This window comes from Oscillibacter sp., assembly GCF_031978065.1.
Classification (GTDB): domain Bacteria; phylum Bacillota; class Clostridia; order Oscillospirales; family Oscillospiraceae; genus Oscillibacter.
This window is the reverse complement of the sequence record NZ_DALZCH010000011.1, coordinates 27576-49952: the sequence shown is the minus strand read 5'-3', so window position 1 is coordinate 49952 and position 22377 is coordinate 27576. Positions and strand designations below refer to the sequence as shown.

Below are 22377 nucleotides of genomic sequence, written 5' to 3'. Positions count from 1 at the left end.
ATTGATTGGTGCTCGATGGTATATGGGGCCATTGTGTCGGCCCTGTGGCCTCTGATTACGCTGTACAGTCTGGATTACATGTCCCACGAAGGACACGAAAGCCGGTTTTTCGGGTTCTGGATCGCAAGCTTCGGCGTGGTGCTGGGGATTGCGTTTGCGGAGGATTTTCTCACCCTGTATCTGTTCTATGAGCTGCTGACCTTAGCGACACTGCCGCTGGTAATGCACTTTATGGACGAGAAGGCCCGGTACGCCGGGAGAAAATACTTGGTGTATTCCCTGTCGGGGGCGGCGTTCGCTTTTATCGGCATTGTGTTTCTGCTGCGCTATGGGACAACGCTGGACTTTACCTATGGCGGTGTGCTGGACTTTGCAAAGGCAGCGGGGAACGAGACCACGCTGTGGGCGGTGTTCGTTTTGGCGTTTTTCGGCTTTGGCGTGAAAGCGGCCGTGTTCCCCTTTGGTGGGTGGCTGCCGGATGCGTCTGTGGCGCCTACGCCGGTGTCCGCCCTGCTTCACGCGGTGGCGGTGGTGAAGGCAGGGGCCTTTGCGGTGCTGCGGCTGATCTATTTTGGATTTGGCGCGGATTTTCTGCGGGGAAGCTGGGCGCAGTACGTGGTGATGACGGCGGCGATTCTGACGATCATTTACGGTGCGGCCAGGGCACTGCGCACGCCCCACCTGAAGCGGCGGCTGGCTTTTTCCACGGTGAGCAATCTGAGCTACATCCTCTTTTCACTGACGCTGATGCTGCCCGCGGGACTGGTGGGTGCACTGACCCACATGGTTTATCACGCAGTGGTGAAAATCACCATGTTCTGCTGCGCCGGTTCCATTATCCAAAAGAGTGGGCGAGAGTATATCTATGAATTCGAAGGATTGGGACGGCGGATGCCGGTGGTATTCGGGACGTTTACCGTGTCGGCCTTCGCCCTGATCGGCGTGCCGCCTTTGGGGGGCTTTGTGGGAAAGTGGATGATTTGCACGGCGGCGGTGATCTCGGAGAACCCGTGGGCCTATTTCGGAATCGGGGCTTTGATTTTATCCACGCTGCTGACCACGCTGTATATGATGACTATTTTCGTCCGGGCATGGTTTCCGGTGGGCGCGGTGGACCATGAGGCGCTTTCCAAAATCCACGACCCGGGACCGGCGATGACAGTTCCGTTGGTGGTGCTGGCGGCGGCGGGAGTGGTGCTGGCGCTGTTTTCCGCGCCGTTGATTGAATTCTTACAGGCGGTAAGTCTGAATACGCTATAAAAGGAGGAGACGCTGAATGAGCTCGTTTTTACTGCTGTTTTTGGTGTTTTTTCCGTTTTTGGCGGCGTATTTTGTATACCCCATGCGAAGAAGGGGACGTGAGTACCGCAATCTGTATGTCCGAATTATTCCGGGAGTGGAGATTTTTGCGGCGTTGCTGCTTCTGCTTGCGCCGGGAACTGCGGTGCTCCCTCAATTGTGCGGGCTGGGGCTGCGGTTTGAGGCGGGAAGCCTCCACACGACCATGGCTGTTATGGCGGCGTTTTTGTGGCTGATGACGGCGCTGCCCAGCAAGGAATATTTTGCGGACCGGGAGGGCGTGAACCGCTACTACTGCGCATGGATGGTGACACTGGGGGCGCTGATGGGCGTGTTTCTGGCGGCGGATTTTTTTACGCTGTTTATATTTTTTGAAATAATGTCCTTCGCTTCCTATGTATGGGTGGCGCAGAATGAGAATCCCGACGCACTGCGGGCCGGACAGACCTATCTGGCGGTGGCGGTGTTTGGAGGAATGATGCTGCTGGTGGGGCTGTTGATGCTGGACCATCTGCTGGGCTCGCTGGTATTTCGGGAGCTTCCCGCGCTGGTGGCGGCGTTGGAGGACGGACGGCGGGGAGAACTGCTGGCGGCAGGCTTGTTCTGCCTGACGGGCTTTGGCGCGAAGGCGGGCATGGTTCCCCTGCACATCTGGCTGCCCAAAGCCCATCCCGTGGCACCCGCGCCGGCGTCGGCACTGCTGAGCGGAATTCTCACCAAGAGCGGAATTTTCGGTATTTTAATCATTTCCCGGTATCTGCTTTTTTCAAGCGTCGAATGGAACGGGGTGCTTCTTATCTCCGGAACCGTGACGATGGTGCTGGGGGCGGTACTGGCGTTGTTCTCCGTCAATCTGAAGCGGGCGCTGGCCTGCTCGTCCATGTCTCAGATTGGGTTTATCCTGCTCGGCGTGGCCATGCAAGGGTATCTGGGGGAAGATAATGTGCTGGCGGCATGGGGCACTGTGCTGCACATGGTGAATCACGGGCTGATTAAGCTGGTGCTGTTTGTGTCGGCGGGCGTGATTTATCTGGCGACCCACGCGCTGGACTTAAACGAGCTGCGGGGCTGGGGACGGAACAGGCCCATGCTGAAAGCGGTATTTTTTGTGGGCGCGGCGGCGATTGTGGGCATACCGGGAACCTCGGGTTATATCAGCAAGACGCTGCTGCACGAGAGCATTGTGGAATACGTTCACTATCTGGAGCACACAGGAAGCTCTGCGGCCGGGTTCCAGACGGTGGAATGGCTGTTTTTAATTTCCGGAGGGCTGACGGCGGCCTATATGACGAAGCTGTTTGTGGCAATTTTTGTAGAAAATCGGGCGGAGCGACAGAGATTCAGCGCCCGTGAGTACATGACCCCGGCTACGGGTCTGGCGGTGGGATTGACGGCGTTTTTACTGGTGGTCTTTGGGTTGACGCCCTGGGTTTCCATGCAGGTGATCGCGGAGCGGTCCTCCGTGTTTCTGCGGGCGGGGGAAAGTCACGGGATATTCCGCTATTTTTCATGGGTGAATTTGCAGGGAGCACTGATTTCTCTGGGCATTGGCGCGGTGGTGTATCTGCTGATTGTGCGGCTGGCGCTGTGCAGGAAGACAGCAGAGGGAACCGTATACCTGGAGCGATGGCCCAAAGGGTTGGATTTGGAGGAGCTGGTATACCGTCCTGCCGTGCGGGGGCTTGCGTTCCTTGGGGCGATGTGCGCCCGGACGGCGGCGGGCCTTGGCGACCTTTTGGTAGTGGTGGGGGAGAAGCTGCTGTATCTGAAGGCGCCCGGCATCTTCGTACCCAAGAAGAACGAAAATTTTGGCGTATACGCCCGTAAGCCCAAGCGGTTTTTGATTGGCGAAACTTTTGCCTTCGATTTGACGCTGGCGGGAATCGGGTTGGTGGGGGCGCTGACTTATATCTTTTTTACCGGGTAGTGTCTGCACGGGAACAGAATAAAAACGGGCGGGAAGCTGATGGCTTCCCGCCCGTTTTCTGATTCATGCGGCGGGGCCGCCCACTCCGCCGAAGGGCGGATGTTTTTTTGAAAGTTTTCAAAGATGTACGCGGACGTGCAAATTTGGGGCAATGGGGGGACTGGTATAGAAGAGCGAGGTGATTGGATGGGAAAGAAACTGACGGGCGCGGAGCGGGATCGGTTTTGCCGGGAATTTCTGATCTCTATGGATCCAAACCGGGCGGCAAAAAGCATCGGGAGGGCTGATGGCTACGCGCTGCTGAGAAAAAGCGAGGTAGCCGAGCGGCTGAAATGGATGCGGCGGATGGAGCTGCCCACCCGGCAGGACATTTTGCGGCGGCTGGGGCAGATGGCGTTCGGGCGGGTGTCCGACGCGGCAAAACTGGCAAGCAGGGAGCTGGTGGAGGCGGGAGAGTTGGATTTGTCCGATGTGGCGGAGCTGAAAATTACGGACAAGGGCACGGAAATGAAGCTCATCGACCGGGTGCAGGCGCTGGAGACGCTGTGGGGCCTTTTGGAGGAAGGTGGCGAGGACGGTATGGAGCGGTTTTTGCAGGCTCTGAAGACCGAGGACGAGAAGGAGGGGCCCGGACGTGGAGGCGGTGCGGTTCTCTGAAAAGCAGCGGCGGGCGCTGCGGTGGTGGCAGACGGACGGGGAGAAGTACGACGCGGTGATCTGCGACGGAGCGGTCCGCAGCGGGAAGACCTTTTCTATGGGGTTATCTTTCTTTCTATGGGCCCAGAGCGGCTTTAATGGGCAGCAATTCGGCGTGTGCGGGAAGACAATTCTCTCGCTGCGGAGGAACGTGCTGGGAGAAATTGTGCCGGAGCTGAGGAAGCTTGGGATGCAGTGCACGGAAAAACGGTCTGAAAATCTGCTGGTGGTGCGCAGCGGAAAGCGGCGGAACAAATTTTACTTGTTCGGTGGGAAGGATGAATCCAGCGCGGCACTGATTCAGGGAAGCACCTTTGCCGGGATATTGCTGGATGAAGCGGCGCTGATGCCAAGGTCCTTTGTGGAGCAGGCCTGCGCCCGGTGTTCCATTGCGGGAAGCAAGCTGTGGATGGATTGCAACCCGGAAGGCCCGGGGCATTGGTTCTACCGGGAGTGGATTTGCAAGGCGGAGGAGAAGCGAGCGTTGTATCTCCACTTTACCATGGAGGACAATCCGGCGTTGTCGGCGGAGGTCAAGCGGCGGTATCGGAGCTGTTACAGCGGAATTTTCTACCGGCGGTTCGTGCTGGGGGAATGGGCTGCGGCCCAAGGGCTGGTATACGACTTCTTTGACCGAGAGAAGTTTTGCCGGAACGCGCCGGAGGAAGAGCCGGAGCGGTGGCGCATATCCGTGGATTACGGGACGGCAAACCCCGCGTCCTTTGGCCTGTGGGGCTTGTGGGATGGGGTGTGGTTTCGGGTGAAGGAATATTACTACAATTCCCGGGCGGAGGGACCGCAGAAAACCGATGCGGAATATGTGGAGGATTTACGGAAGCTGGCGGGGGAGCGGCGGATTGAGACAGTGGTGGTTGACCCGTCGGCGGCCAGCTTTATCGCGGCGCTGCGGCAGGCGGGATACGACGTTGAAAAGGCAAATAACGATGTGCTGGACGGCATCCGCACCACGGCGGACGCGCTGAAGAGCGGGAGAATCGTGATTTGCGAAAGCTGTGAGGACTGCCTGCGGGAGATGGAGGCCTATTGCTGGGAACCGGGAGGAAAAGACGCGCCTAAGAAGGAAAACGACCACGCCATGGATGATCTGAGGTATTTTGCCATGAGTCTGGCAAAGCCGCGGAGCGGCGGCTTCGCGGCGACGTGGGTGGAGCGGGAAGCGTAAAAATGCGGGAGGAGCGAGGATGAGATTCGGAAAGAGGAAACAAGAGCCGGGAAAGGCTGCCACTGCGGTACAACTGCGAAACGCGGAGCGGCATCCTTTCGGCGTGCTGGATGGGTATGTGCCCCTGCGGGGCGGCGAGCTACGGCTGTATCGGGCGATCCGGGAGGGCGTTCCGGTGGTGGATGCGGCGGTTTACAAGCTGATTCGGATGACCGGAGGCGTGGATGTAAAGTGCGCGGACGCGGCGGCGCAGCGGGCGCTGCGGGAATTTTTGCGGACAGTGCCAACGGGGCGCGCGCAGCGGGGCATTAACGCATTTTTGGAGTGCTATCTGGATTCACTTTTGACCTGCGGCCGGGCCATTGGTGAAATTGTGACGGCGAAAAACGGACGGGAGATCGGTGCATTGCTGTGCGGTCGGGCAGAAGACCTGGAAATTTACGAGGGGGACAATCCGCTGGATTTTCAGCTCTGCGGAACGGATGAGCACGGGAGAATAGGTCCGCTGCCCCGGCAGGAGCTGCTGCTGTTCACTCCCTTTAATCCGGAGACGGAAAACCCTTATGGAGTATCGCTTTTGCGCTCCATGCCGTTTTTGACGGATATCCTGATGAAGATTTACCACACGGTGGGAGTCAACTGGGAGCGGTGCGGCAACGTGCGGTTTGCGGTGACCTGTAAGCCCGGAGAGGACGGACGGGGACAGGCGGAGGAGCGCAGCCGGCAATTGGCGGAGGAGTGGTCCGCCGCTATGCAGGACGCAAAAAGCGGCCGGGTGCGGGATTTTGTGGCGGTGGGCGATGTGGAAATCAAGGCCATCGGCGCGGATGAGCAGATTTTGGACAGCGAGGTGCCGGTGCGGCAGATTTTGGAGCAGATTGTGGCCAAGACGGGGATCCCTCCGTTTATGCTGGGGCTGAGCTGGAATTCTACCGAGCGGATGAGCGCCCAGCAGGCAGATATGCTGACCACCGAGGTAGCCGCCATCCGGCGGACGCTGAATCCCGCTGTGGAGAGAATTTGCAGTCTGTGGCTGCGGATGCACGGCTACGGATGCGGATTTGAGACGGTTTGGGAGGATGTCAATTTGCAGGACGAGGTGGAAGACGCCCGGGCGGCATTATATCTGGAGCAGGCACGGAAGCTGAGAATTGAGAACGACGCGGCGGAGAAAAAGGCGTGATGCTGCGGGCAATTAGTTTACATAATAGTTAAAAAGGGGCGAGAAAATGGACGTGCGAAAGGATGCGGGCGCGGCGGAGCGGTGGGCGGCCGGAGAGGACGACATGGGTCTGATTAACCGCTTTTCCAAAGGGACGCTGACGGCGGAACAGGTATACACCTTTGCGGTGCGGCTGTGCGACAACGAGGTGGACCGGGACTTTGAGCGATTTGACGAGGCGGCGCTAAACGCGCTGGGAGATTTGTTTGTGGGGAAAAGCGGCGTGTTTGACCACCAGTGGTCCGCGCTGGGGCAGACGGCCCGGATTTATCGGACGGAGCTGGTGCGCGAGGCAGGCTGCAGCACGGCGGCGGGAGACGGCTATTGCTATCTCAAGGCGTGGGCCTATCTGATGAAGACCGAGAAAAACGCGGACCTGATTGCGGAGATTGAGGGCGGCATTAAAAAGGAAGTATCTGTTGGGTGCGCGGTGGGGCGGAGTGTTTGCTCCGTATGCGGCGAGGAAAGCGGAAGTTGCCAGCACCAGAAGGGACAGAGCTATGGCGGGAAGCTGTGTTATGTAGAGCTTCGGGAGCCGAAGGACGCCTATGAGTGGTCGTTTGTGGCAGTGCCTGCACAGAGAGAGGCGGGCGTGATGAAGCGCTTCGGCGGTCAGTCGGGCGCGGAGCTGGGGCAGTATGTGGGACAGCGGAAGGAATTTCAGGAGGCGTGGGACACCCTGCGCAAGCAGGCGGAGTTGGGGCGGAATTACCTTTCCGGTCTGCGCCGGGAGGTGGTGCGGCTGGCGCTGGTGAGCGACGAGGCTTTGAACGGAACGGTGTTTCAGTCCATCGCGGACAAGCTGGAGGAGGCGGAGCTGCTGGAGCTGAAAAAAGCCTATGAGGCACGGGCGGAAAAGGTATTTTCCGTGCAGCTTCGCCGGGTGGACCGGGGCGCGGAGCGGGGAGACGGCGAACTGTTTCGGGTGTGACGCGATCCCCGCTGCATTGAGAAAGGGCCGGAAAGCGTTGGCGGTGACGGATATATCAGGCGGCTTTTTGGCGTTTTCAGAGTAGATAAATTTTGAGGAGGAGCACGATGAACATTTCTTTTGAGGGAATCGGACAATGGGGGGCCACATTTTCCTGCACTGAGGTGCGGGAAGGCGAGCTGGTGAAAGTCAGCGGGAACGGAGCCGTCGGCCCCTGCGGCGAAGGGGAGAGCTTTTGTGGACAGGTGATTTCCATGGGCAAGGGCGGTGACGCCTGCGCAGTGCAGCTTGGCGGGTTTGTTACCGCCGGTTACACGGGAAACGCGCCGGGTTTGGGCTGGTGTGGCCTGAGCGGCGACGGTGACGGCGGCGTAAAGACGGACGCAGAGGGGCGGCAGTATCTGGTGGCAGAGGTGGACGCGTCGGCAGGCACCGTCACCTTCGCACTTTAAGAAGGAGGAAGAAGTATGGCTTATCATTACGAGAATATCAAGCTGGAAAAAGGTATGTACGGCAGAGCGGGCAGCAGCTTTTCCAAAACATTGGAGGAGCTGGACCCCAGTGAAAATTACAGAGGCACCCCGGCGGAGGGACTGGACGCGTTTCAGCGCCAGCTCAAGCGCTTTGACATCAAGGTGAAGGGCGCGGGCAGCGACATGGTGGAGAAATTTTTCAAGACCAGCGATTCCGCCGTGCTGTTCCCGGAATTTGTCTCCCGGGTGGTGCGCCAGGGAATGGAGGAAGAGAGTATTCTGCCTGCCATCACTGCCACGGTGACAAATTTCGAGGGAATGGACTATCGCTCTATTGCCTCCGTACCCACGGAGAAGGAAAAAGAGCTCAAGCGCGTGGAGGAGGGCGGCGCGATTCCCTCCACCACCATTCGGATGCAGGAAAATCTGGTGCGGCTGCACAAGCGGGGCAGGATGCTGGTGGCTTCCTACGAGGCGATCCGGTTTCAGCGGTTGGACCTGTTTTCCGTGACGCTGCGCCAGATTGGCGCTTACATCGGCAGAATACATTTGCAGGACGCCATCCGCGTGCTGTGCGACGGCGACGGCAACAAAAATCCGGCGAAGATTTACAGCATTGGGACAGAGCCCATTTCCGGGACCAAGGGAACTCTGAGCTATGACGCGCTGCTGGAATTCTGGAGCCAGTTCGACCCCTACACCATGAACACTATTTTGGTGGGCGGGGACGTGATGCTGAAGCTTCTGAAACTGAGCGAGTTCCAGAATCCTCTGACCGGTCTGAATTTTCAGGGGACCGGCACGCTGACCACCCCGTTGGGTGCGACGCTGCTGAGAACCAGCGCCATGCCCGCGGGCAAGCTGATCGGTCTTGACAAAGGCTATGCCTTGGAGCAGATTTGCGCCGGAGACGTGCTGGTGGAGTATGACAAGCTGATTGACCGGCAGATGGAGCGGGCCGCCATTACCTCTATTTCCGGGTTTGCGAAGCTGTTTACCGAAGCGAGCCGGGTGCTGGAGATCTGATAAACTCCAGCGCGAAAGCAGCAGAGAAGGGAGACGCGAGAATGCAGGAGGAAATTTTAACGCTGGCGAGGACTCTCTCCGGCGCGGGAGAGGATGAAGAAACGGCGCTGGCACTACTGTGCGGTGCGGCTGAGAAGGCGTGGACAGGAAGACTCCGGGAGGGCGTAGAGCCAGAGGAATGCCGGGAGGCATTCCTCTGCGCGGCGGCACTTTTTGCAGCGGCGGGCCTGTCGGCGAGCCGGGGCGGCAGGCAGTTTACGGCGGGGGATGTGTCCGTGACGGAGCCGGGGGGCGGCAAGGATGCGGAGGCCCTGCGCCGGGAGGCGGAGCGGCTGATGGAGCCCTATGTGACGGCGGCGGAATTCCGCTTTCGGGGGGTGCGGGGATGACGGGACGGTTGGACCGCATCTTCCAAAAATACGGACAGGCGGTGACGGTGAACGGCACGGCGGCACGGGCGTTTTTTCAGCCTGCAAGAAAATCAGAAAAAGACGCGCCGTTTGAGGTTACCTCTCTGGGAACTATGGATGACCGGCGGTGGACCTATCTTGGCAGAACGAAAGCAGGCCTGGGGGACCGGGTGGGATTTCAGGGGAGGACCTATACGGTGCGCAACTGCGAGGAAATACACCTGGGGGACGAAACCGTTTGCTGGTGGGCCGTTTTGACGGAGCGGAGAAAGGCGGCGGAATGAACGGACTGAATCAGGTGCGGGACGCGGTGATTAACGCGCTGAAGGGCGCGGGAATTGCGGCGATGTCCGCCTATGAGGGAGCGGCAAAGGAATATGAAGGGCCGGTGGTGTCTGTGGACGTGGCGGCGGCGGAGGGAAAGTCCGTGGGGCTGAGCGGATATCTTGGCGAGAAGCGGGATGAGACAGGCAGCGTCCGGGAGCTGTATGGAATGCAGATGGACGTGACGATCTCCCTCGGCGTGCGCGCGGCGGGGGCGAGTGACTGCGAGACGGCCATGGAAATTGCCGCCGGTGCGCTGATGGAAAAGCTGCCCGCAGGCCTTAAGCTGGAGAAGATGAGCTGGAACGGCATTGCGTGGGACAAAGCAACCGGAATGTTTTTACGGAAGGGGAGCGCGGCTTGCAGGGCTGTGTTCCTGGCGGAGGACTCCGGCGACACGGGGACTTTGCTGGACTTTATACTGAAAGGGACAATCAAAAAATGAACATGACCAAGCATGAGCGGCCGGGGGTGTATTCCTCCTATGACGTGTCCTCCGTGGTATCCGCCGGTGGCGGGACCAAGACCGTGGGCGTGGCCGCGAGAGCGGCCAAGGGCGACGAGGGCGCGATGGTGACGCTGACGGGGTATTCTGAGGGCATCGGGGCATTCGGTGAAGACACAAGCACAGCGGGAATGAGTGCAATTCTGCGGCTGCTGTTTTTAAATGGCGTGTCCAAGGTGGCGGCGGTCCGGGTGGCGGACGACGGCACGGTCTCGGACTATACGGCGGGATTTGAAGCGCTGGGCGGCGTAGAGGACGTGCGCATCATGGTATGCGACAGCACGGACGCTGCGGTACATCAGGCGCTGCGCACGGCCGTAGAAACCTTGTCTGCGGGACGCAGAGAGCGAATTGCGGTGGTGGGAGCCGAAGGAGCGACGGCAGCGGAGCTGACGGCCCACGCGGCGGAGCTGAACAGTGAGCGGATGGTGCTGACCGGGCCGGACGGGACGGCTGGTGAGGGTGCGCCCTCGGGCGTGCTGTGCGCGGCGGCGATGGCAGGCGCCATGGCCGGGGGAAGCGACCCGGCAGCTCCGCTGAATGGGGCGGCGCTGTACGGCTTGAGCGGATTGAGCACGGCTTACCGAGATAACGACATTGACGTGTTGGTGCGGGGCGGCGTGACGCCGCTGGAAAGCATGGCGGGAGTGATTTCCCCGGTGCGGTGCGTGACCACCAGAACCACCACGGACGGAGCGTCGGACGCCACTTGGCGGGAGCTGAGCACCATCCGGATTGTGGACGATGTGATTCCGGCGGTACGTTCCTCGTTGCGCAGCAAATTTTCCCGCACCAAAAACACGGCGCAGAATCGGGGAGCCATCCGTTCGCAGGTAATTGTGGAGCTGGAGAAAAAGCTGGCCGCGGAGATCATTGACAGCTACGGCGAGGTACGGGTGAGCGTATCTGCGGACGAGCCCACCGTGTGTCTGGTGGAATTCAGCTTTGCCGTGGCCCACGGGCTGAACCAGATTTATCTGACGGCCCACATCACGGTGTGAGCGGAAAACAAATATCTGAAAAGGAGCAAAAGCCATGGAGGTTATGGGATTTCCCACCAGCGCGGACATTTATCTGGAGCTGAACGGGAAAAAGGTGGCGGTGGTGCAGAGCTACACCGCCAAGGCCAGCAAGACCAGCAAAAACGTGGAGGCATTTGGAGAGCGGGAGCCGGTGGGGACCATCGGGGGACAAAGCAAGTACACTTTGGAGCTGACCCGCCTGTACGCCACCGACGACGCGATTTCCGACGGAATCAATTTTTACGAGCTCAGCGATTTTTCGCTGGTGATCTGCAAGCCGGACCGGAAGATCATCTACTCGGGCTGTCAGTGGAGCACGATCTCCGAACAGGGCGAACTGGACGCCATGGTGGCGGAAAAAATTACCGTGGTGGCTTCCCGGCGCATTGAGACGACGGCATGAAAACGGCGCCGGACAGACTGACGCCGCTTTCGGCGGGACTGCTGCTGGGTATTTGGCGGGATGTGGCCGCACAGGAAGAAAACGAGACGGTCCGAGGGCTTTTGTGCAATGCACGGGTGCTGGCGGAAAGCTGCTTTCTTGGAGAAGCGCGGCTATTTGAGAGTGCGGAGACGGTTCTGGAGGAGCTGACGGCGGGAGAGATGGAGACGCTTGTGCGGCGGCTGGCGGGGGAGGAACCTGCTTTGCCCGCCGGAGTAAACGTCGGGTTTGACCCGGAACGGTTTCGGGCGATGCGGGGAGAGCGGGCATGAATTACATAGAAGACGCGCTGCGGCGGCAGGCGGCGATGTTTGCCGTTTTGCTGGGTGGCGGGCAGCGGCGAAAGGAAGACGAGGAGAAACAGGCTGGGAGAAACGGGGAGACAGCGGCGGAGAGCGGCGGAGACGGCGCTCTCCGGCTCCGCTCCTTCGACGAGGAGCCGGAAGAGAGACAGGGCTTTCCGGGAGAAATGGCGGCATGGAATCGGCTGCTGGCACGACGCGGGGAAGGGCGGCTTCATCAAGCGACAGGGACGCGGGAGATGACGGTCGCGGAAATTCCCACAGCGGAGAGTATGGGAGCGGAGAGCCCATTTATGGGAAGTGGGCGGAGAGAGACAACACGGCTGAACGCTGGAGAGAATGCGGTTCGGAGGAAAAACGGTGACGGCACGGGACAAGGGGTTGGCGCGGCGGAAATGATCTCCCCGGAGGGAGTTTTCTTCGGGAGCGGAGGGACTCATGCTGGAATTGCGGGGACCGTTCCGGTGGCGGAGGGCGGAGTGTCTGCCGGGACCATGCTTGTAGTGGACGGAGGAATGTCCGCCGGAGAGCTGTCCCGGGCGTTTCAGCGGGACGCAAGACGGTATGACGGCGGGTATCCGCTGTATTGAGACAGGAGAGGTGAGATGGCGTGGAACTGACGCCGATGCGGTACAAGGACTATATATGGCCCCACAATCCGGAGACATATTCCGTCACATGGCAGAGAAAAATTGCGGTGCACAAGGTTCCCTTCGGGCGGTACTGTATGCAGGAGTTGGGGCCGGGGCACCGGGTGATGCGGGGACAGGGCGCGTTTATGGGAGCGAATGCCTATCAGGAATTTCAAAAGCTGGCGGCGGTATTTGAGCGGGATGGTCCGGGGCTGCTGGTGCATCCCGTCTGGCAGGCGGCGGAGGCATATTTTGTGTCTTTGCAGTTGACGGAGGAGCCGCAGCCGGATTTTGTGGGATATGCATTTGAGTTTTGGGAGGATTGCCGACAGAATGCATCTCTCACGGCGGCGGCGACTGCTGCGGAGAGTACCGGCACGGGGGAAACGGGAAAGAGCGCGGACTCCGCCGTATGGTACACGGTGAAGAAGGGAGACACGCTGTGGGGGATTGCAAAGCGGTATGGCGTGACGCTTCAGAGCCTGATTGCGGCAAATCCCCAGATTAAAAATCCAAATCTCATCTACGCGGGAAATCAGGTGCGGGTGAAATGACGGGAAGAATTACGACGTGCGACCATGGAATGTTTGATTTACCCGCGCTGCTGACTTGGGATGTATGCTATACGGGTACTGTGCCCTGCGACAGCTTTGCGGTGACGTGCCTTTACACGGCGGAAATGGAGCCGGTGCTGCGGCAGGCGGCGGGGTTTACGCTGATGGACAGGGACACCGTGCTGCTGCGGGGCATTGTGGATGAATACGAGATTCGCCAGACGGAGGAGGGCCTCAGCGCGATGGTTGCGGGACGGGGCTATGCCGCCCGGCTGCTGGACAACGAGGCACGGGCCGCCGCCTATCAGGGGGCGACGCTTGAGGAAATCGTCAGAAACCATGTGACGCCCTATGGGATTCCCTGTGATAAAACGGCAAGCCTCAGCAGCGGCGGGGAAATGTACACCGTGGCGGCGGGGAGCAGCCAGTGGAAGGCTCTAGAGGACTTTTGCAGGACCTATGGCAACTTTACGCCAAGTTTTGACCGGTTTGGACGGCTGTGGGCGGACAAGGGAGATGCGGGAAAAACATTTGAGATTACCGATTCAACAAACGTTTTGTCACTTGTAAAACGAGAGGATCACTACGGCGTGTTGTCGGAAATACTGGTAATCGACAAGACAAGAAACCAGACGTACAGCGTGCGCAACGAGGAGTGGATTGCCCAGGGAGGGCAGTGCCGCCGAGTTTTGTACACGCCGGGACAGAGCACCTGGGCCAAAATGCGGTATACGGGGGAGTATCAAATTGCGAAGTCTAAAGAGGACGAGACTTCCGTGGAGGTGACGCTGGCGGGGGGCTTTCTGGCATTTCCCGGCGACGTGGCGGCTTTAAGGCTGGCGCGGATGGGGCTGACGGGGACCTATCGCGTGGTGGAAGCCAGAACCCGGGCCGACGGCGGCGGAGAATCCGTTACGCTGACGCTGCGTGAGAAATGACCCAGAGGGAGAGGAGCAAAAAGCGATGTGGTTATCAAAGCAGACAAAGCCGGGGGTATCCGCGTCCGGGGCTGATCTGGGCGTGACGAGTATTTCGGGAGAAAGTGCGGGCGTAGTCACCAGAGGCGAGGTGCGGGCGCTCCCGGTTTATGGGCCGGGAGGATATGCGTGGCGGCCCGCGGCGGGAGAGACGGTGCTGGTCATCAAGGGCGGAACCGGCGGGGAGGAGTCCTGCGTGGCGGGTGCGAAGCAGACGGTCGCACCTGCCGGGCTTCGACCCGGCGAGGTATACATTCACGCCGAAGGCGGAAGCGTATACCTCAAAAACGACGGGACGGTAGAGCTGCAGGGCAGAATTGTTCTGACGGGACAGGTGGAGGTAACCGGAGCGCTGCGTGTGAACGGTAAGCTCTACAAGCCCTGCACATGCGGAGGAGAGTCAGAATGACAGAGCTTAAAATCAAAGACGGAGACTATGTGGCCGACGGTGTGGGCGGAACGGTTCGAGTGAAAGGCCGGGACGCACTGCTGCAAAGGGTGCTGTTCAGACTGACGGCAAGGCGGGGCGGTTTTCCGCTTTTAGAGGATTTGGGCAGCACATTGTACGCGCTGGGAGGCGAAGCCCCTTCTCACAGGCAAAGCGCCGCGGAAGCGGCGGTGGCACAGGCGCTGGCGGAGGAAAAAAATCTGCGTGTGGAGCAGGTGGGGCTGAATGGCGATCATCTGACAGTGCAGATGAACTATGAGGGGGAGGAGCTGAATCTGCAGCTTACGGTGCGGTGACAGAAGAAAACATGAGAACAACGGATGAAATTTATCAGGAACTGCTCTCGGCGTTCCGGGAGCGGTCCGGCTATGGCGCGGAGGATGCCTGCGATCTGGCGGTACGGCTATATGCGGTGGCGGCGCAAGTGCAGGCGCTGGAATGTCAGGCGGACTGGGTGCTGAATCAAAGCTTTCCACAGACGGCCCAAGGTGCTTATCTAGACGATCACGCGGCCATGCGGGGGATTGTCCGTCAGGCGGCGACCCGGGCGGCGGGGACATTGAGGTTTTCTGTGGAGGAAGCGCCGATACAGGATTTGAGCATCCCAATTGGAAGCGTGTGCATGACGGAGGGTGGGATGCGATTTCAGACCACCCGGGCGGCGGTGCTGGCGGCGGGGACACTGACGGCGGACGTGCCCGCAGAAGCGCTGGATTCTGGAAACGGTGGCAATGCCGCGGCGTGGAGTATAACGGTACTGGCGGCATGTCCTATGGGAATTACCGGGTGCACAAATCCGGCGGCATTTTCCGGCGGGTCGGACGCAGAAAGCGACGAGGCGCTCCGCGCAAGGGTGCTGGACAGTTTTGAGCGGCTGCCAAACGGGGCCAACGCCGCCTTTTACGAGGAACAGGCATTGCGGCATCAGGGCGTAGCCGCGGCAGTAGCGGTGGGCCGGGCGAGAGGTATCGGCACGGTGGATGTGTACATCGCAAAATCTTCGGGGGCGCCGGATGCGGCGCTGCTGCGAGCGGTGGAAGCTGATTTGCAGGCAAAGAGGGAGATTGCCGTGGATGTGCGTGTGCTGGCCCCGGAGGAGAGTCGCCTAAATGTGACGGTGGAACTGGACGTGGGTGAGAATGGGAACTTTGCGGCGGTAAAAAGCGCGGCGGAACAGGCAATTGCCGGATGGCTCACGGGAAAGCTGCTGGGAAAGCCCATTCTGCTGGCAGAGCTTGGTCGGCTGATTTACGCCGTGGGCGGCGTGAAAAACTATCATATTCTGTCTCCCTCCTCGGACAGGCAGGGAAGTGCCACGACTTTGTACATCCTCGGAGAGCTGCGCGTGACGGAAATGGGGGCGTGACATGGCGGGCTACGAATCGCATTTGAAAAACCTGCTGACGCCTTTGGGCATATATGACCTTCGGGACGAGACGCTGAGCGAAAGTGAACTGTTTGCCCAGGGCGCGGGTCTGGATGAGTGTTCGGACCGTCTTGAATATATCGAGCGGGAGACGCTGACGGGCACGGCAGAGGGCGAGGGGCTGCTTCGCCGGGAAGAACTGTTTGCAAGGCGGCCTGCGGCAAACACCGTTGCCCTCCGGCGGAGCGCCATCGCGGCACTGATGCAGGTTGACGCGGACAGCTTTTCACTGGACGCAATCAATCGCACCATCAGCGGCTGCGGGATCAAGGCGCTGGCACAGGAGATGGGGGGAGGCCACATCCGGGTGATTTTCCCGGAGGTGGGGGGGATTCCGGAGGAATTTACGCAGATTCAAAAAATTGTGCTGGACATCATCCCCTGTCACCTGGAGACGGAGTTTTACTTCCGCTATATGCTCTGGTCGGAATGTGAGGACTATGGGTGGACATGGAGTGCGGTGGAGACAGCGGCACACACGTGGCACAGCTTTGAATTGGCGGTGTAATATGGAACAGGAGTGGAGCGGACGAATCACGGCACTGGAAGAGCGTGTATCTTCCAACATTCGACGGATCGGCGCGCTGGAGCAGAGTCAGGAGACGCTGCGACGGTTGGCCACGGCGGTGGAGGTGCTGGCGACAAAGCAGGAGACGGTGGCCGACAGTGTGGCGCGGCTGGGAGAGAAAATGGATGCGCTGGAGCGGCGGCCGGGGAAACGGTGGGATGGACTGGTGGACAAAGTCCTTCTGATTCTGGCGGGGGCGTTTGTCACCTTCCTACTAACGAGGGGAGGCACTATATGAAGGGGAAATTGACGGCATCAAAAATCATTGCGCTGGGAATTTTGGGCCTGGACGCGATTTGCACTTGCGTGGTGCTGTATTTTTGCTATCTGGCAATCGGCAGCCAGTTTACCGGGACGCTGCCGTATCTCACTACGCTGATTGGAGCGCTGCAAGCGTCCACGGCGGTGGTACTGGCGGCGTATTTTGGAAAGAGCAAGGCGGAGAATACCCGGGGCGGCATCATTTATGACGCGGCGATGGGAATGGATGAGGATTTCTGAGAGGAGAATTTTATGAGAGAGTTGCTGAGAAAGCTCAGCTCGCGAAAGCTGTGGGCGGCTGTGGCAGGAATCGTCACAGGTCTTGCCATGGTATTTGGGCTGGATGAAAATGTGATTTCCACGGTAGCGGGAGCAGTGGTGGCAATTGCCTCGGTAATGACGTATATCGTTACCGAAGGCAGAGTGGACGCTGAAAGTGTTAAGCGGGCAGTAGACGCATCCCGGAACGCCGCAGACGCGCTGAAAAGCGCGGACAAAGCGTGACAGGGGCGGAAAAGCTGCTGGCCGTCGCTCGGCGGGAACTGGGAACGAAGGAGTCCCCCGCCGGAAGCAACCGGGTGAAATACAACACGGCCTATTACGGAAAGGAAACGACTGGGGACGGCTATCCGTGGTGCTGTGTATTCCTTTGGTGGTGCTTCCAAGAAGCGGGGCTGAGCGGGCTGTTCTATGGCGGCGGCAAAACCGCCTCCAGCGGCACTTTGGCAAATTGGGCCCGAAAAAATGGGCGGTTCGCGGAAAAAAACTATCGGCCCGGAGATGTGGTGTTTTTCCAATTCAGCGGAACCGTTATTGAGCACATGGGCGTGGTGGAACGGGTAAACACCGACGGAAGTCTTGTGACGATTGAGGGAAATACCGGCACACTCAGCGACGCCAACGGCGGAGAGGTGCAGCGGAGATTACGGGCTGCACGATATGCGGTGGGGGCGCTTCGCCCCGAGTATGAGGAGGAAAAAATGACCCAAAACGACTTTGACACGATGATGAACGTATGGCTGCAAAAACGAGGGGAGCTGCCTCCCGGCGATTTTTCGGAGGAGGCCCGTGCATGGGCGGAAAAAAGCGGGATCGTACGGGGCGCTGGCGACGGAACCTATCAGTATAAAAGTTGGTGCACCAGAGAACAGATGCTGGTGTTTTTGCAGAGGTTTTTGGAGACGCTTAAACAATAAGCTTTTCACCAAAAGCGCCCGCCGCCCATATGGGCGGCGGGCGCTTTTATAACGCACTTAAACGCGTCTTTTGGCATCGCGGAGGTCCTGAATCAACTGACGAATGTGGGCAATCTGCGCGTCGGTGAGGCCGGAGACATCGATGACCGCATCAGGTTGTCGGCTCAGAAGCGCATCGGTAGAGACGGCAAAAAAATCCGCCAGTCGCTCAAGTAGCTCCACGGAGGGCTGAATGTTGTTGTTTTCCCAGTTGGAGACGCTCTGCTTGGAAACGCCCAGCCTTTCGGCCAGACGCGCTTGTGTGATTCCGCTTGCCAGCCTCAGCCGGTGAATTTCGTCGCACAACATCGGGAGTTCCTCCTGAATCCAAAATTACAATATCATTGTAAAATTCAACTTGACAAAATGAAAATATAAAAGTATTGTAATATTGGATATATGAGAAAATTATGTTACTTTACGCCATTGACGGGCGATTTTGCACAAGCTGTGCGTACTGTTCGGAAAGAAGGGGCCAGTCAATGATCCGCCACCATGCGTCCAGATAGTCGGCACGGCGATTTTGGTATTGCAGGTAGTACGCGTGTTCCCACACATCGCAGCACAATAGGGGAACAAGGGGCAGGACGGTATCCTGATTGGCTACGTTCTGAAGAGATAGGATTCCGTTCGGGTCGGCGCACAGGCAGGTCCAGCCGGAGCCAAAGACGGAGAGCGCGGTGCTTTTCAGAGCAATCCTGAGGCCGTCAGTGCTGCCGAAAACAAGGCGAATGGCGTCTCCCAGCGGCGGCTGGGGGGACGAGGGGGGCAGGGCGTGAAGCGTGCGGAAATAGATGTCGTGGTTGAATACGCCGCCGGCGTTATTACGCACACCCTGACGAATCTGCGCAGGCAGATCCATCCAATGTTCGCAAAGCTGTATCAGGGACCAGTCCTGATAGGCGGGGTAGGGTTCCAGCAGCTTGTTCAGATTGTCCACGTAGGCCGCAAAATGCTTGTCGTGGTGAAAACACAGAAGCTTGGCGTCAAGCTCCGGCTCCAGCGCGTCGTAAGGATAGGGCAGCGGAGGCAAGACGAAGGGATAGTGCATTTCTTCCATAGGCGTCATCCTTTCCACATGTGTTCATCAGAGCAGTATACGCCGGAGTAGTCGAAATTATGTGTAGACCGGCGGCTGGAAAAATAACGCCCCGGCAAAAATTTCGGGACTTCGACAGAAAAAATAGGATATTCTGCTAGGCAACATATCAAGTGGGAGAAGATGATTTTATGACGGACGACGAATTGGATTTCTGCATTCTGTGCGGCCCGCTGGCAGACGCCGTGGAGCTGCTGGATGAAGGAAATGCCACGGCGGCCCGGGCAATTATGATGCGGGTTCTCAGACGGGCGCAAGAGCTGTGCGAGCGAGATCAGGGCATAAAATGACAATGGATGAAAAAAGCGTTCCCGGAAAGTGAAACTTTCCGGGAACGCTTTTAATTTTATGGTGCCGAGCGCCTACTGCCCCAAGTATTTCCGAACCAGTACCTGAAGCAGTTCGTCCCTGTCAATTTTGCGGATCAGCGTCCGAGCGTTGTTGTGGTTGGTGATATAGGTGGGGTCCTCGGAGAGAATATAGCCCACAATCTGATTGATGGGGTTATAGCCCTTTTCCTCCAATGCCTGATAGACCGTTGACAGGACATGGCGGATCTCCTCGTCCTTTTCCATCGCAAGATTAAATTTTCTGGTGAAATCGTCCATGAAGACACCACCTTTCCCCTTATACGTGTTTTATTATACTCGACTTTTTCCGGGCTGTAAAGAGCAAAGAAAAACTTTGACGGAGATTTTGCTGCCTTGACTTAACGCAGCGCCGCGTCCAGCTCGCTCTTCAGGAGGGCCAGAATTCCGGCCACCTCCGCGTCCGCCTCGGCGGCGGTGAGACTGCGGTCCTCCGCCCGGAAGGCAAGGTTAAAGGCCACGCTCTTTTTGCCAGGGGCGATTCCCGTACCGGCGTACACGTCGAACAGGGACACCTCTTTCAATAGGCCCTTGGAGCCTCTGCGGATGCACTCATCCAGCGTGCCCACGGTGACGGCTTTGCCGCACACCACCGCGATGTCTCGCGCCACGGCGGGGAAGCGGGGCAGGGATTTGTACACGGGCTGGGCCCCCATGGCGGCATAGAGCGCATCAAACCGCAGCTCGGCGGCGTACAGCTCGCAGTCCACGCCGTAGTTCACCGCAACATCCGGGTGAATCTGGCCCAAAATGCCAAGGATTTCCCCGTTCAGCAGGACTTTGGCGCAGCGGCCGGGATGGTAGGATGGATTTCCGGTTTCGGCCTCAAACACCGCGCCGTCAATGCGCAGGCCTTCCAGCACCGTTTCCACCGCACCCTTCACGGAGAAAAAGTCCACCTCGGGACCAAAGGAGCCAAGGGACAGAATCTTCGGCTCCTCTGCCACGCCGCTTTCATCCGGACCGGTTTTCTTGGGGAAATAGGTGCGGCCCAGCTCGTAGAGGTACGCGGCCTTGTTGCGGAAGTTGTAGTTCCGGGCCAGAATTTCCAACATGGAGGGAAGCGTGGTGGTGCGCATGATAGAGGTGTCCTCTCCCAGCGGATTCAGAATTTTCAGGGAGCTGCGCAGGGGGGAGTCCGCGGGGAGCTTAATTTTGTCGTAATAGGAGGGGCTGATGAAGGAGTAGGTGATAATCTCATCGTACCCCAAGGACCGGCACAGTGCGCCGACGCTTCTTTCCGCCAACTGGACGGGGGTGTAGCCGCCGCCGTGGGCGGACGCGCCGCCGGACAGGGTGACGGGGATGTTGTTGTACCCGTGGAATCGGGCCACTTCCTCGGCAAGATCCGCCATGCCCTCCACGTCGCTGCGCCAGGAGGGAACGGTGACTTCGTTGCCGTCCAGTTTAAAATCCAACGTTTCCAAAATGGCGCGCATCTCGCTTTCGGCAACATCTGTGCCAAGCAACGCGTTGATCCGCTCCGGTTCCAGTTTCAAAACCGTGGGGGCGGAATCTCTGGCGATCACGTCCATCACGCCGTCCACCACTTCGCCTGCGCCCAGCAGCTCCACCAGCTCGCAGGCACGCTGCACCGCCTTCATGGTATTCATGGCGTCCAGACCCTTTTCATAGCGGGCGGAGGCCTCGGAGCGCATATTCAGCGCCACGGCCGTGCGGCGGACGGATGCGCCGTTGAAGTTTGCGGACTCGAACAGGACCTGCGCCGTGTCCCCCACAATTTCGCTGTTAGCGCCGCCCATCACGCCTGCCACGCACACGGGCTTTTGCTCGTCGCAGATGCACAGCATACTGGGCGTCAGCTTCCGGACGTTTCCGTCCAGCGTCTGAATCGTCTCCCCCTCCCGGGCAGTGCGGACGATAATCCTTCCGCCCTCCACGCAGGAGAAGTCAAAGGCGTGCATGGGCTGGCCGTATTCCAGCATGACATAGTTGGTGATGTCCACGATGTTGTTGATGGGCCGCACGCCGGAGTTGCGCAGCCGCTCCCGCATCCATGCGGGGGACGGCTTGATTTTCACGTTTTTCACCATCCGGGCGGTGTATCGGGGGCACAGGTCGCCATCCTCGATGTCGATGTCCGCCAGCTCCGCGATGCTGCCGCCGCAGCCTTTGATCTCCGGAGTGTGAAGCTTTAAGGGCTTTCGGAAGGTGGCAGCGGCCTCCCGCGCAAGGCCGATGATGCTCAGGCAATCGGGCCGGTTGGGCGTGATTTCAAACTCCACCACATGGTCGTCGCAGCCAATCAGCTTTGCCACGTCGTCGCCGGGCTGCACATTCTCCTCCCGGAGAATCCAGATGCCGTCGGTGATGCAGTGGGGGAACTCGGATAGCTGGGCGTGAAGGTCGTCGGGCGTGCAAATTTTTTCCGCCTTTGCATCGTAAGCCACCATATCCCCCGCGTGGAGGTTCTGGCAGTCGTCATCAAGTATGGCGGTGCTGTCGCCAAGGTCCAAAACGGTGTGATACAGGCCGTCCGGCTGGGCGGCGCACTCCAGAACCTTCGCCGCGCAAACGGACCCGAAAAGCTTATGCCCCGGCTGGATATCCGCCGGGATAGAGGGCTCCTGTCCTTTCAGGGGGGTGTAGTCCCCCAAAATCGCCGCGGGTTTAATCGCAGCGTAAGGATAATCATGCTCGGCGGTGAGGTTCAGCTCCTTTAAAGAGCACAGCATTCCCTGAGACTCTATGCCCCGAAGCTTGCCGCTCTCAATTTTCACGCCGCCGGGAAGCAGCGCCCCGTCCTTTGCCACGGGGATAAGGTCGCCCACATGGATGTTCCACGCGCCGGTGACAATCTGGACGGCTTCATTGCCCGTGTCCACCTGCAAAACCCACATGTGGTCGGAGTCCGGGTGGCGCTTCATCTCTGTAATTTTGCCCACGACCACGTTTTTTATTTCCGCGCCAAGGTCGGTCGTGATCTCCTGCTTCGAGCCGGAGAGAGTCATCGCCTCGGCAAATTCTCGATCGGAGGCGTCCACCTCCACAAATTCATTCAGCCATTTTCTGGACAGTAACATCGT

At 59.0% G+C, this 22377-nt stretch carries 30 protein-coding genes; 26 read left to right on the top strand and 4 right to left on the bottom strand.

The window, feature by feature from the left end:
- From RTK01_RS03225 to RTK01_RS03105, 25 genes are all read left to right on the top strand, one after another.
- Positions 1 to 1260 (top strand): proton-conducting transporter membrane subunit (locus RTK01_RS03225; protein WP_312279598.1); only part of this gene is annotated, 1260 nt, incomplete at its 5' end.
- 16 nt (positions 1261 to 1276) lie between these two features.
- Entirely contained in the window at positions 1277 to 3226 is a 1950-nt protein-coding gene (locus RTK01_RS03220; RefSeq protein WP_312279597.1) for a proton-conducting transporter membrane subunit, read from the top strand.
- Between the two features lie 186 nt (positions 3227 to 3412).
- The gene (locus tag RTK01_RS03215; RefSeq protein WP_312279596.1) at positions 3413 to 3883 is read left to right on the top strand and encodes a terminase small subunit; all 471 of its coding nucleotides are present in this window, start codon (positions 3413 to 3415) and stop codon (positions 3881 to 3883) included.
- Complete coding sequence (locus RTK01_RS03210; RefSeq protein ID WP_312279595.1) at positions 3861 to 5105, top strand: PBSX family phage terminase large subunit; 1245 nt, start codon at positions 3861 to 3863, stop codon at positions 5103 to 5105. The genes RTK01_RS03215 and RTK01_RS03210 overlap by 23 nt, the downstream gene beginning before the upstream one ends.
- A gap of 19 nt (positions 5106 to 5124) precedes the next feature.
- Positions 5125 to 6288, top strand: a complete 1164-nt coding sequence (locus RTK01_RS03205; RefSeq protein ID WP_312279594.1) for a serine/threonine protein phosphatase — start codon at positions 5125 to 5127, stop codon at positions 6286 to 6288.
- 46 nt (positions 6289 to 6334) lie between these two features.
- Positions 6335 to 7258, top strand: coding sequence for a hypothetical protein (locus tag RTK01_RS03200; protein WP_312279593.1), 924 nt, complete (start codon positions 6335 to 6337; stop codon positions 7256 to 7258).
- 107 nt (positions 7259 to 7365) lie between these two features.
- Positions 7366 to 7710: a hypothetical protein gene (locus RTK01_RS03195; RefSeq protein WP_312279592.1), complete on the top strand. Its 345-nt coding sequence runs from the start codon at positions 7366 to 7368 to the stop codon at positions 7708 to 7710.
- A gap of 15 nt (positions 7711 to 7725) precedes the next feature.
- Positions 7726 to 8757 (top strand): phage major capsid protein, encoded by a 1032-nt coding sequence (locus RTK01_RS03190; protein ID WP_312279591.1) that lies wholly within the window; start codon positions 7726 to 7728, stop codon positions 8755 to 8757.
- Positions 8758 to 8798: 41 nt separating this feature from the next.
- Positions 8799 to 9146 (top strand): hypothetical protein, encoded by a 348-nt coding sequence (locus RTK01_RS03185; RefSeq protein ID WP_312279590.1) that lies wholly within the window; start codon positions 8799 to 8801, stop codon positions 9144 to 9146.
- Positions 9143 to 9451: a hypothetical protein gene (locus RTK01_RS03180; RefSeq protein WP_312279589.1), complete on the top strand. Its 309-nt coding sequence runs from the start codon at positions 9143 to 9145 to the stop codon at positions 9449 to 9451. Before RTK01_RS03185 ends, RTK01_RS03180 begins: the two co-directional genes overlap by 4 nt.
- The gene (locus tag RTK01_RS03175; protein ID WP_312279588.1) at positions 9448 to 9936 is read left to right on the top strand and encodes a hypothetical protein; all 489 of its coding nucleotides are present in this window, start codon (positions 9448 to 9450) and stop codon (positions 9934 to 9936) included. The genes RTK01_RS03180 and RTK01_RS03175 overlap by 4 nt, the downstream gene beginning before the upstream one ends.
- The gene (locus RTK01_RS03170; RefSeq protein WP_312279587.1) at positions 9933 to 10997 is read left to right on the top strand and encodes a phage tail sheath subtilisin-like domain-containing protein; all 1065 of its coding nucleotides are present in this window, start codon (positions 9933 to 9935) and stop codon (positions 10995 to 10997) included. The genes RTK01_RS03175 and RTK01_RS03170 overlap by 4 nt, the downstream gene beginning before the upstream one ends.
- Before the next feature lie 34 nt (positions 10998 to 11031).
- Positions 11032 to 11421, top strand: a complete 390-nt coding sequence (locus tag RTK01_RS03165) for a hypothetical protein (RefSeq protein ID WP_294855579.1) — start codon at positions 11032 to 11034, stop codon at positions 11419 to 11421.
- Positions 11418 to 11732 (top strand): hypothetical protein, encoded by a 315-nt coding sequence (locus tag RTK01_RS03160; RefSeq protein WP_312279586.1) that lies wholly within the window; start codon positions 11418 to 11420, stop codon positions 11730 to 11732. Before RTK01_RS03165 ends, RTK01_RS03160 begins: the two co-directional genes overlap by 4 nt.
- Complete coding sequence (locus RTK01_RS03155; RefSeq protein WP_312279585.1) at positions 11729 to 12352, top strand: hypothetical protein; 624 nt, start codon at positions 11729 to 11731, stop codon at positions 12350 to 12352. The genes RTK01_RS03160 and RTK01_RS03155 overlap by 4 nt, the downstream gene beginning before the upstream one ends.
- 20 nt (positions 12353 to 12372) lie before the next feature.
- On the top strand, positions 12373 to 12948 hold the full coding sequence (safA, locus tag RTK01_RS03150; RefSeq protein ID WP_312279584.1) for a SafA/ExsA family spore coat assembly protein: 576 nt from the start codon (positions 12373 to 12375) through the stop codon (positions 12946 to 12948).
- A complete protein-coding gene (locus RTK01_RS03145) occupies positions 12945 to 13886 on the top strand; it encodes a hypothetical protein (protein ID WP_312279583.1) in 942 nt (313 codons plus the stop codon). The genes safA and RTK01_RS03145 overlap by 4 nt, the downstream gene beginning before the upstream one ends.
- Before the next feature lie 25 nt (positions 13887 to 13911).
- Positions 13912 to 14334, top strand: coding sequence for a hypothetical protein (locus tag RTK01_RS03140; protein ID WP_312279582.1), 423 nt, complete (start codon positions 13912 to 13914; stop codon positions 14332 to 14334).
- Complete coding sequence (locus RTK01_RS03135; RefSeq protein WP_312279581.1) at positions 14331 to 14669, top strand: hypothetical protein; 339 nt, start codon at positions 14331 to 14333, stop codon at positions 14667 to 14669. The genes RTK01_RS03140 and RTK01_RS03135 overlap by 4 nt, the downstream gene beginning before the upstream one ends.
- Positions 14670 to 14680: 11 nt before the next feature.
- A complete protein-coding gene (locus tag RTK01_RS03130) occupies positions 14681 to 15739 on the top strand; it encodes a baseplate J/gp47 family protein (RefSeq protein WP_312279580.1) in 1059 nt (352 codons plus the stop codon).
- Between the two features lies 1 nt (position 15740).
- Entirely contained in the window at positions 15741 to 16307 is a 567-nt protein-coding gene (locus tag RTK01_RS03125) for a hypothetical protein (RefSeq protein WP_312279579.1), read from the top strand.
- A 1-nt stretch (position 16308) separates the two neighbouring features.
- Positions 16309 to 16605 carry a hypothetical protein gene (locus RTK01_RS03120; protein WP_312279578.1) on the top strand — a complete coding sequence of 99 codons (297 nt, stop codon included), beginning with the start codon at positions 16309 to 16311 and terminating at the stop codon, positions 16603 to 16605.
- Complete coding sequence (locus tag RTK01_RS03115) at positions 16602 to 16868, top strand: hypothetical protein (RefSeq protein WP_312279577.1); 267 nt, start codon at positions 16602 to 16604, stop codon at positions 16866 to 16868. The genes RTK01_RS03120 and RTK01_RS03115 overlap by 4 nt, the downstream gene beginning before the upstream one ends.
- 12 nt (positions 16869 to 16880) lie before the next feature.
- Complete coding sequence (locus RTK01_RS03110) at positions 16881 to 17132, top strand: hypothetical protein (RefSeq protein ID WP_312279576.1); 252 nt, start codon at positions 16881 to 16883, stop codon at positions 17130 to 17132.
- A complete protein-coding gene (locus RTK01_RS03105) occupies positions 17129 to 17824 on the top strand; it encodes a CHAP domain-containing protein (RefSeq protein ID WP_312279575.1) in 696 nt (231 codons plus the stop codon). Before RTK01_RS03110 ends, RTK01_RS03105 begins: the two co-directional genes overlap by 4 nt.
- Positions 17825 to 17881: 57 nt before the next feature.
- Here RTK01_RS03105 and RTK01_RS03100 read toward each other — a convergent pair whose 3' ends face one another.
- Together RTK01_RS03100 and RTK01_RS03095 are read right to left on the bottom strand one after the other, a co-directional pair.
- Positions 17882 to 18172 (bottom strand): helix-turn-helix transcriptional regulator, encoded by a 291-nt coding sequence (locus tag RTK01_RS03100; RefSeq protein ID WP_312279574.1) that lies wholly within the window; start codon positions 18170 to 18172, stop codon positions 17882 to 17884.
- Positions 18173 to 18281: 109 nt separating this feature from the next.
- Positions 18282 to 18923 carry a superoxide dismutase gene (locus RTK01_RS03095; protein ID WP_312279573.1) on the bottom strand — a complete coding sequence of 214 codons (642 nt, stop codon included), beginning with the start codon at positions 18921 to 18923 and terminating at the stop codon, positions 18282 to 18284.
- Positions 18924 to 19093: 170 nt separating this feature from the next.
- Here RTK01_RS03095 and RTK01_RS03090 point away from each other — a divergent pair, with 170 nt between their 5' ends.
- Entirely contained in the window at positions 19094 to 19252 is a 159-nt protein-coding gene (locus tag RTK01_RS03090) for a hypothetical protein (protein ID WP_294855566.1), read from the top strand.
- Between the two features lie 72 nt (positions 19253 to 19324).
- Here the strand turns inward: RTK01_RS03090 and RTK01_RS03085 are convergent, their stop codons facing one another.
- Both RTK01_RS03085 and pheT read right to left on the bottom strand, forming a co-directional pair.
- Entirely contained in the window at positions 19325 to 19570 is a 246-nt protein-coding gene (locus RTK01_RS03085) for an IreB family regulatory phosphoprotein (RefSeq protein ID WP_294855565.1), read from the bottom strand.
- 101 nt (positions 19571 to 19671) lie between these two features.
- Entirely contained in the window at positions 19672 to 22374 is a 2703-nt protein-coding gene (gene pheT, locus RTK01_RS03080; protein WP_312279572.1) for a phenylalanine--tRNA ligase subunit beta, read from the bottom strand.
- Positions 22375 to 22377: the final 3 nt, after the last annotated feature.

Excerpts from the sequence above, each read along its gene's own strand:
- RTK01_RS03220 (WP_312279597.1), top strand. The coding sequence starts at position 1,277 with ATGAGCTCGTTTTTACTGCTGTTTTTGGTGTTTTTTCCGTTTTTGGCG.
- RTK01_RS03215 (WP_312279596.1), top strand. The coding sequence starts at position 3,413 with ATGGGAAAGAAACTGACGGGCGCGGAGCGGGATCGGTTTTGCCGGGAA.
- RTK01_RS03205 (WP_312279594.1), top strand. The coding sequence starts at position 5,125 with ATGAGATTCGGAAAGAGGAAACAAGAGCCGGGAAAGGCTGCCACTGCG.
- RTK01_RS03200 (WP_312279593.1), top strand. The coding sequence starts at position 6,335 with ATGGACGTGCGAAAGGATGCGGGCGCGGCGGAGCGGTGGGCGGCCGGA.
- RTK01_RS03195 (WP_312279592.1), top strand. The coding sequence starts at position 7,366 with ATGAACATTTCTTTTGAGGGAATCGGACAATGGGGGGCCACATTTTCC.
- RTK01_RS03190 (WP_312279591.1), top strand. The coding sequence starts at position 7,726 with ATGGCTTATCATTACGAGAATATCAAGCTGGAAAAAGGTATGTACGGC.
- RTK01_RS03185 (WP_312279590.1), top strand. The coding sequence starts at position 8,799 with ATGCAGGAGGAAATTTTAACGCTGGCGAGGACTCTCTCCGGCGCGGGA.
- RTK01_RS03180 (WP_312279589.1), top strand. The coding sequence starts at position 9,143 with ATGACGGGACGGTTGGACCGCATCTTCCAAAAATACGGACAGGCGGTG.
- RTK01_RS03175 (WP_312279588.1), top strand. The coding sequence starts at position 9,448 with ATGAACGGACTGAATCAGGTGCGGGACGCGGTGATTAACGCGCTGAAG.
- RTK01_RS03170 (WP_312279587.1), top strand. The coding sequence starts at position 9,933 with ATGAACATGACCAAGCATGAGCGGCCGGGGGTGTATTCCTCCTATGAC.
- RTK01_RS03165 (WP_294855579.1), top strand. The coding sequence starts at position 11,032 with ATGGAGGTTATGGGATTTCCCACCAGCGCGGACATTTATCTGGAGCTG.
- RTK01_RS03160 (WP_312279586.1), top strand. The coding sequence starts at position 11,418 with ATGAAAACGGCGCCGGACAGACTGACGCCGCTTTCGGCGGGACTGCTG.
- RTK01_RS03155 (WP_312279585.1), top strand. The coding sequence starts at position 11,729 with ATGAATTACATAGAAGACGCGCTGCGGCGGCAGGCGGCGATGTTTGCC.
- RTK01_RS03145 (WP_312279583.1), top strand. The coding sequence starts at position 12,945 with ATGACGGGAAGAATTACGACGTGCGACCATGGAATGTTTGATTTACCC.
- RTK01_RS03140 (WP_312279582.1), top strand. The coding sequence starts at position 13,912 with ATGTGGTTATCAAAGCAGACAAAGCCGGGGGTATCCGCGTCCGGGGCT.
- RTK01_RS03135 (WP_312279581.1), top strand. The coding sequence starts at position 14,331 with ATGACAGAGCTTAAAATCAAAGACGGAGACTATGTGGCCGACGGTGTG.
- RTK01_RS03130 (WP_312279580.1), top strand. The coding sequence starts at position 14,681 with ATGAGAACAACGGATGAAATTTATCAGGAACTGCTCTCGGCGTTCCGG.
- RTK01_RS03125 (WP_312279579.1), top strand. The coding sequence starts at position 15,741 with ATGGCGGGCTACGAATCGCATTTGAAAAACCTGCTGACGCCTTTGGGC.
- RTK01_RS03120 (WP_312279578.1), top strand. The coding sequence starts at position 16,309 with ATGGAACAGGAGTGGAGCGGACGAATCACGGCACTGGAAGAGCGTGTA.
- RTK01_RS03115 (WP_312279577.1), top strand. The coding sequence starts at position 16,602 with ATGAAGGGGAAATTGACGGCATCAAAAATCATTGCGCTGGGAATTTTG.
- RTK01_RS03110 (WP_312279576.1), top strand. The coding sequence starts at position 16,881 with ATGAGAGAGTTGCTGAGAAAGCTCAGCTCGCGAAAGCTGTGGGCGGCT.
- RTK01_RS03100 (WP_312279574.1), bottom strand. The coding sequence starts at position 18,172 with ATGTTGTGCGACGAAATTCACCGGCTGAGGCTGGCAAGCGGAATCACA.
- RTK01_RS03095 (WP_312279573.1), bottom strand. The coding sequence starts at position 18,923 with ATGGAAGAAATGCACTATCCCTTCGTCTTGCCTCCGCTGCCCTATCCT.
- RTK01_RS03090 (WP_294855566.1), top strand. The coding sequence starts at position 19,094 with ATGACGGACGACGAATTGGATTTCTGCATTCTGTGCGGCCCGCTGGCA.
- RTK01_RS03085 (WP_294855565.1), bottom strand. The coding sequence starts at position 19,570 with ATGGACGATTTCACCAGAAAATTTAATCTTGCGATGGAAAAGGACGAG.
- pheT (WP_312279572.1), bottom strand. The coding sequence starts at position 22,374 with ATGTTACTGTCCAGAAAATGGCTGAATGAATTTGTGGAGGTGGACGCC.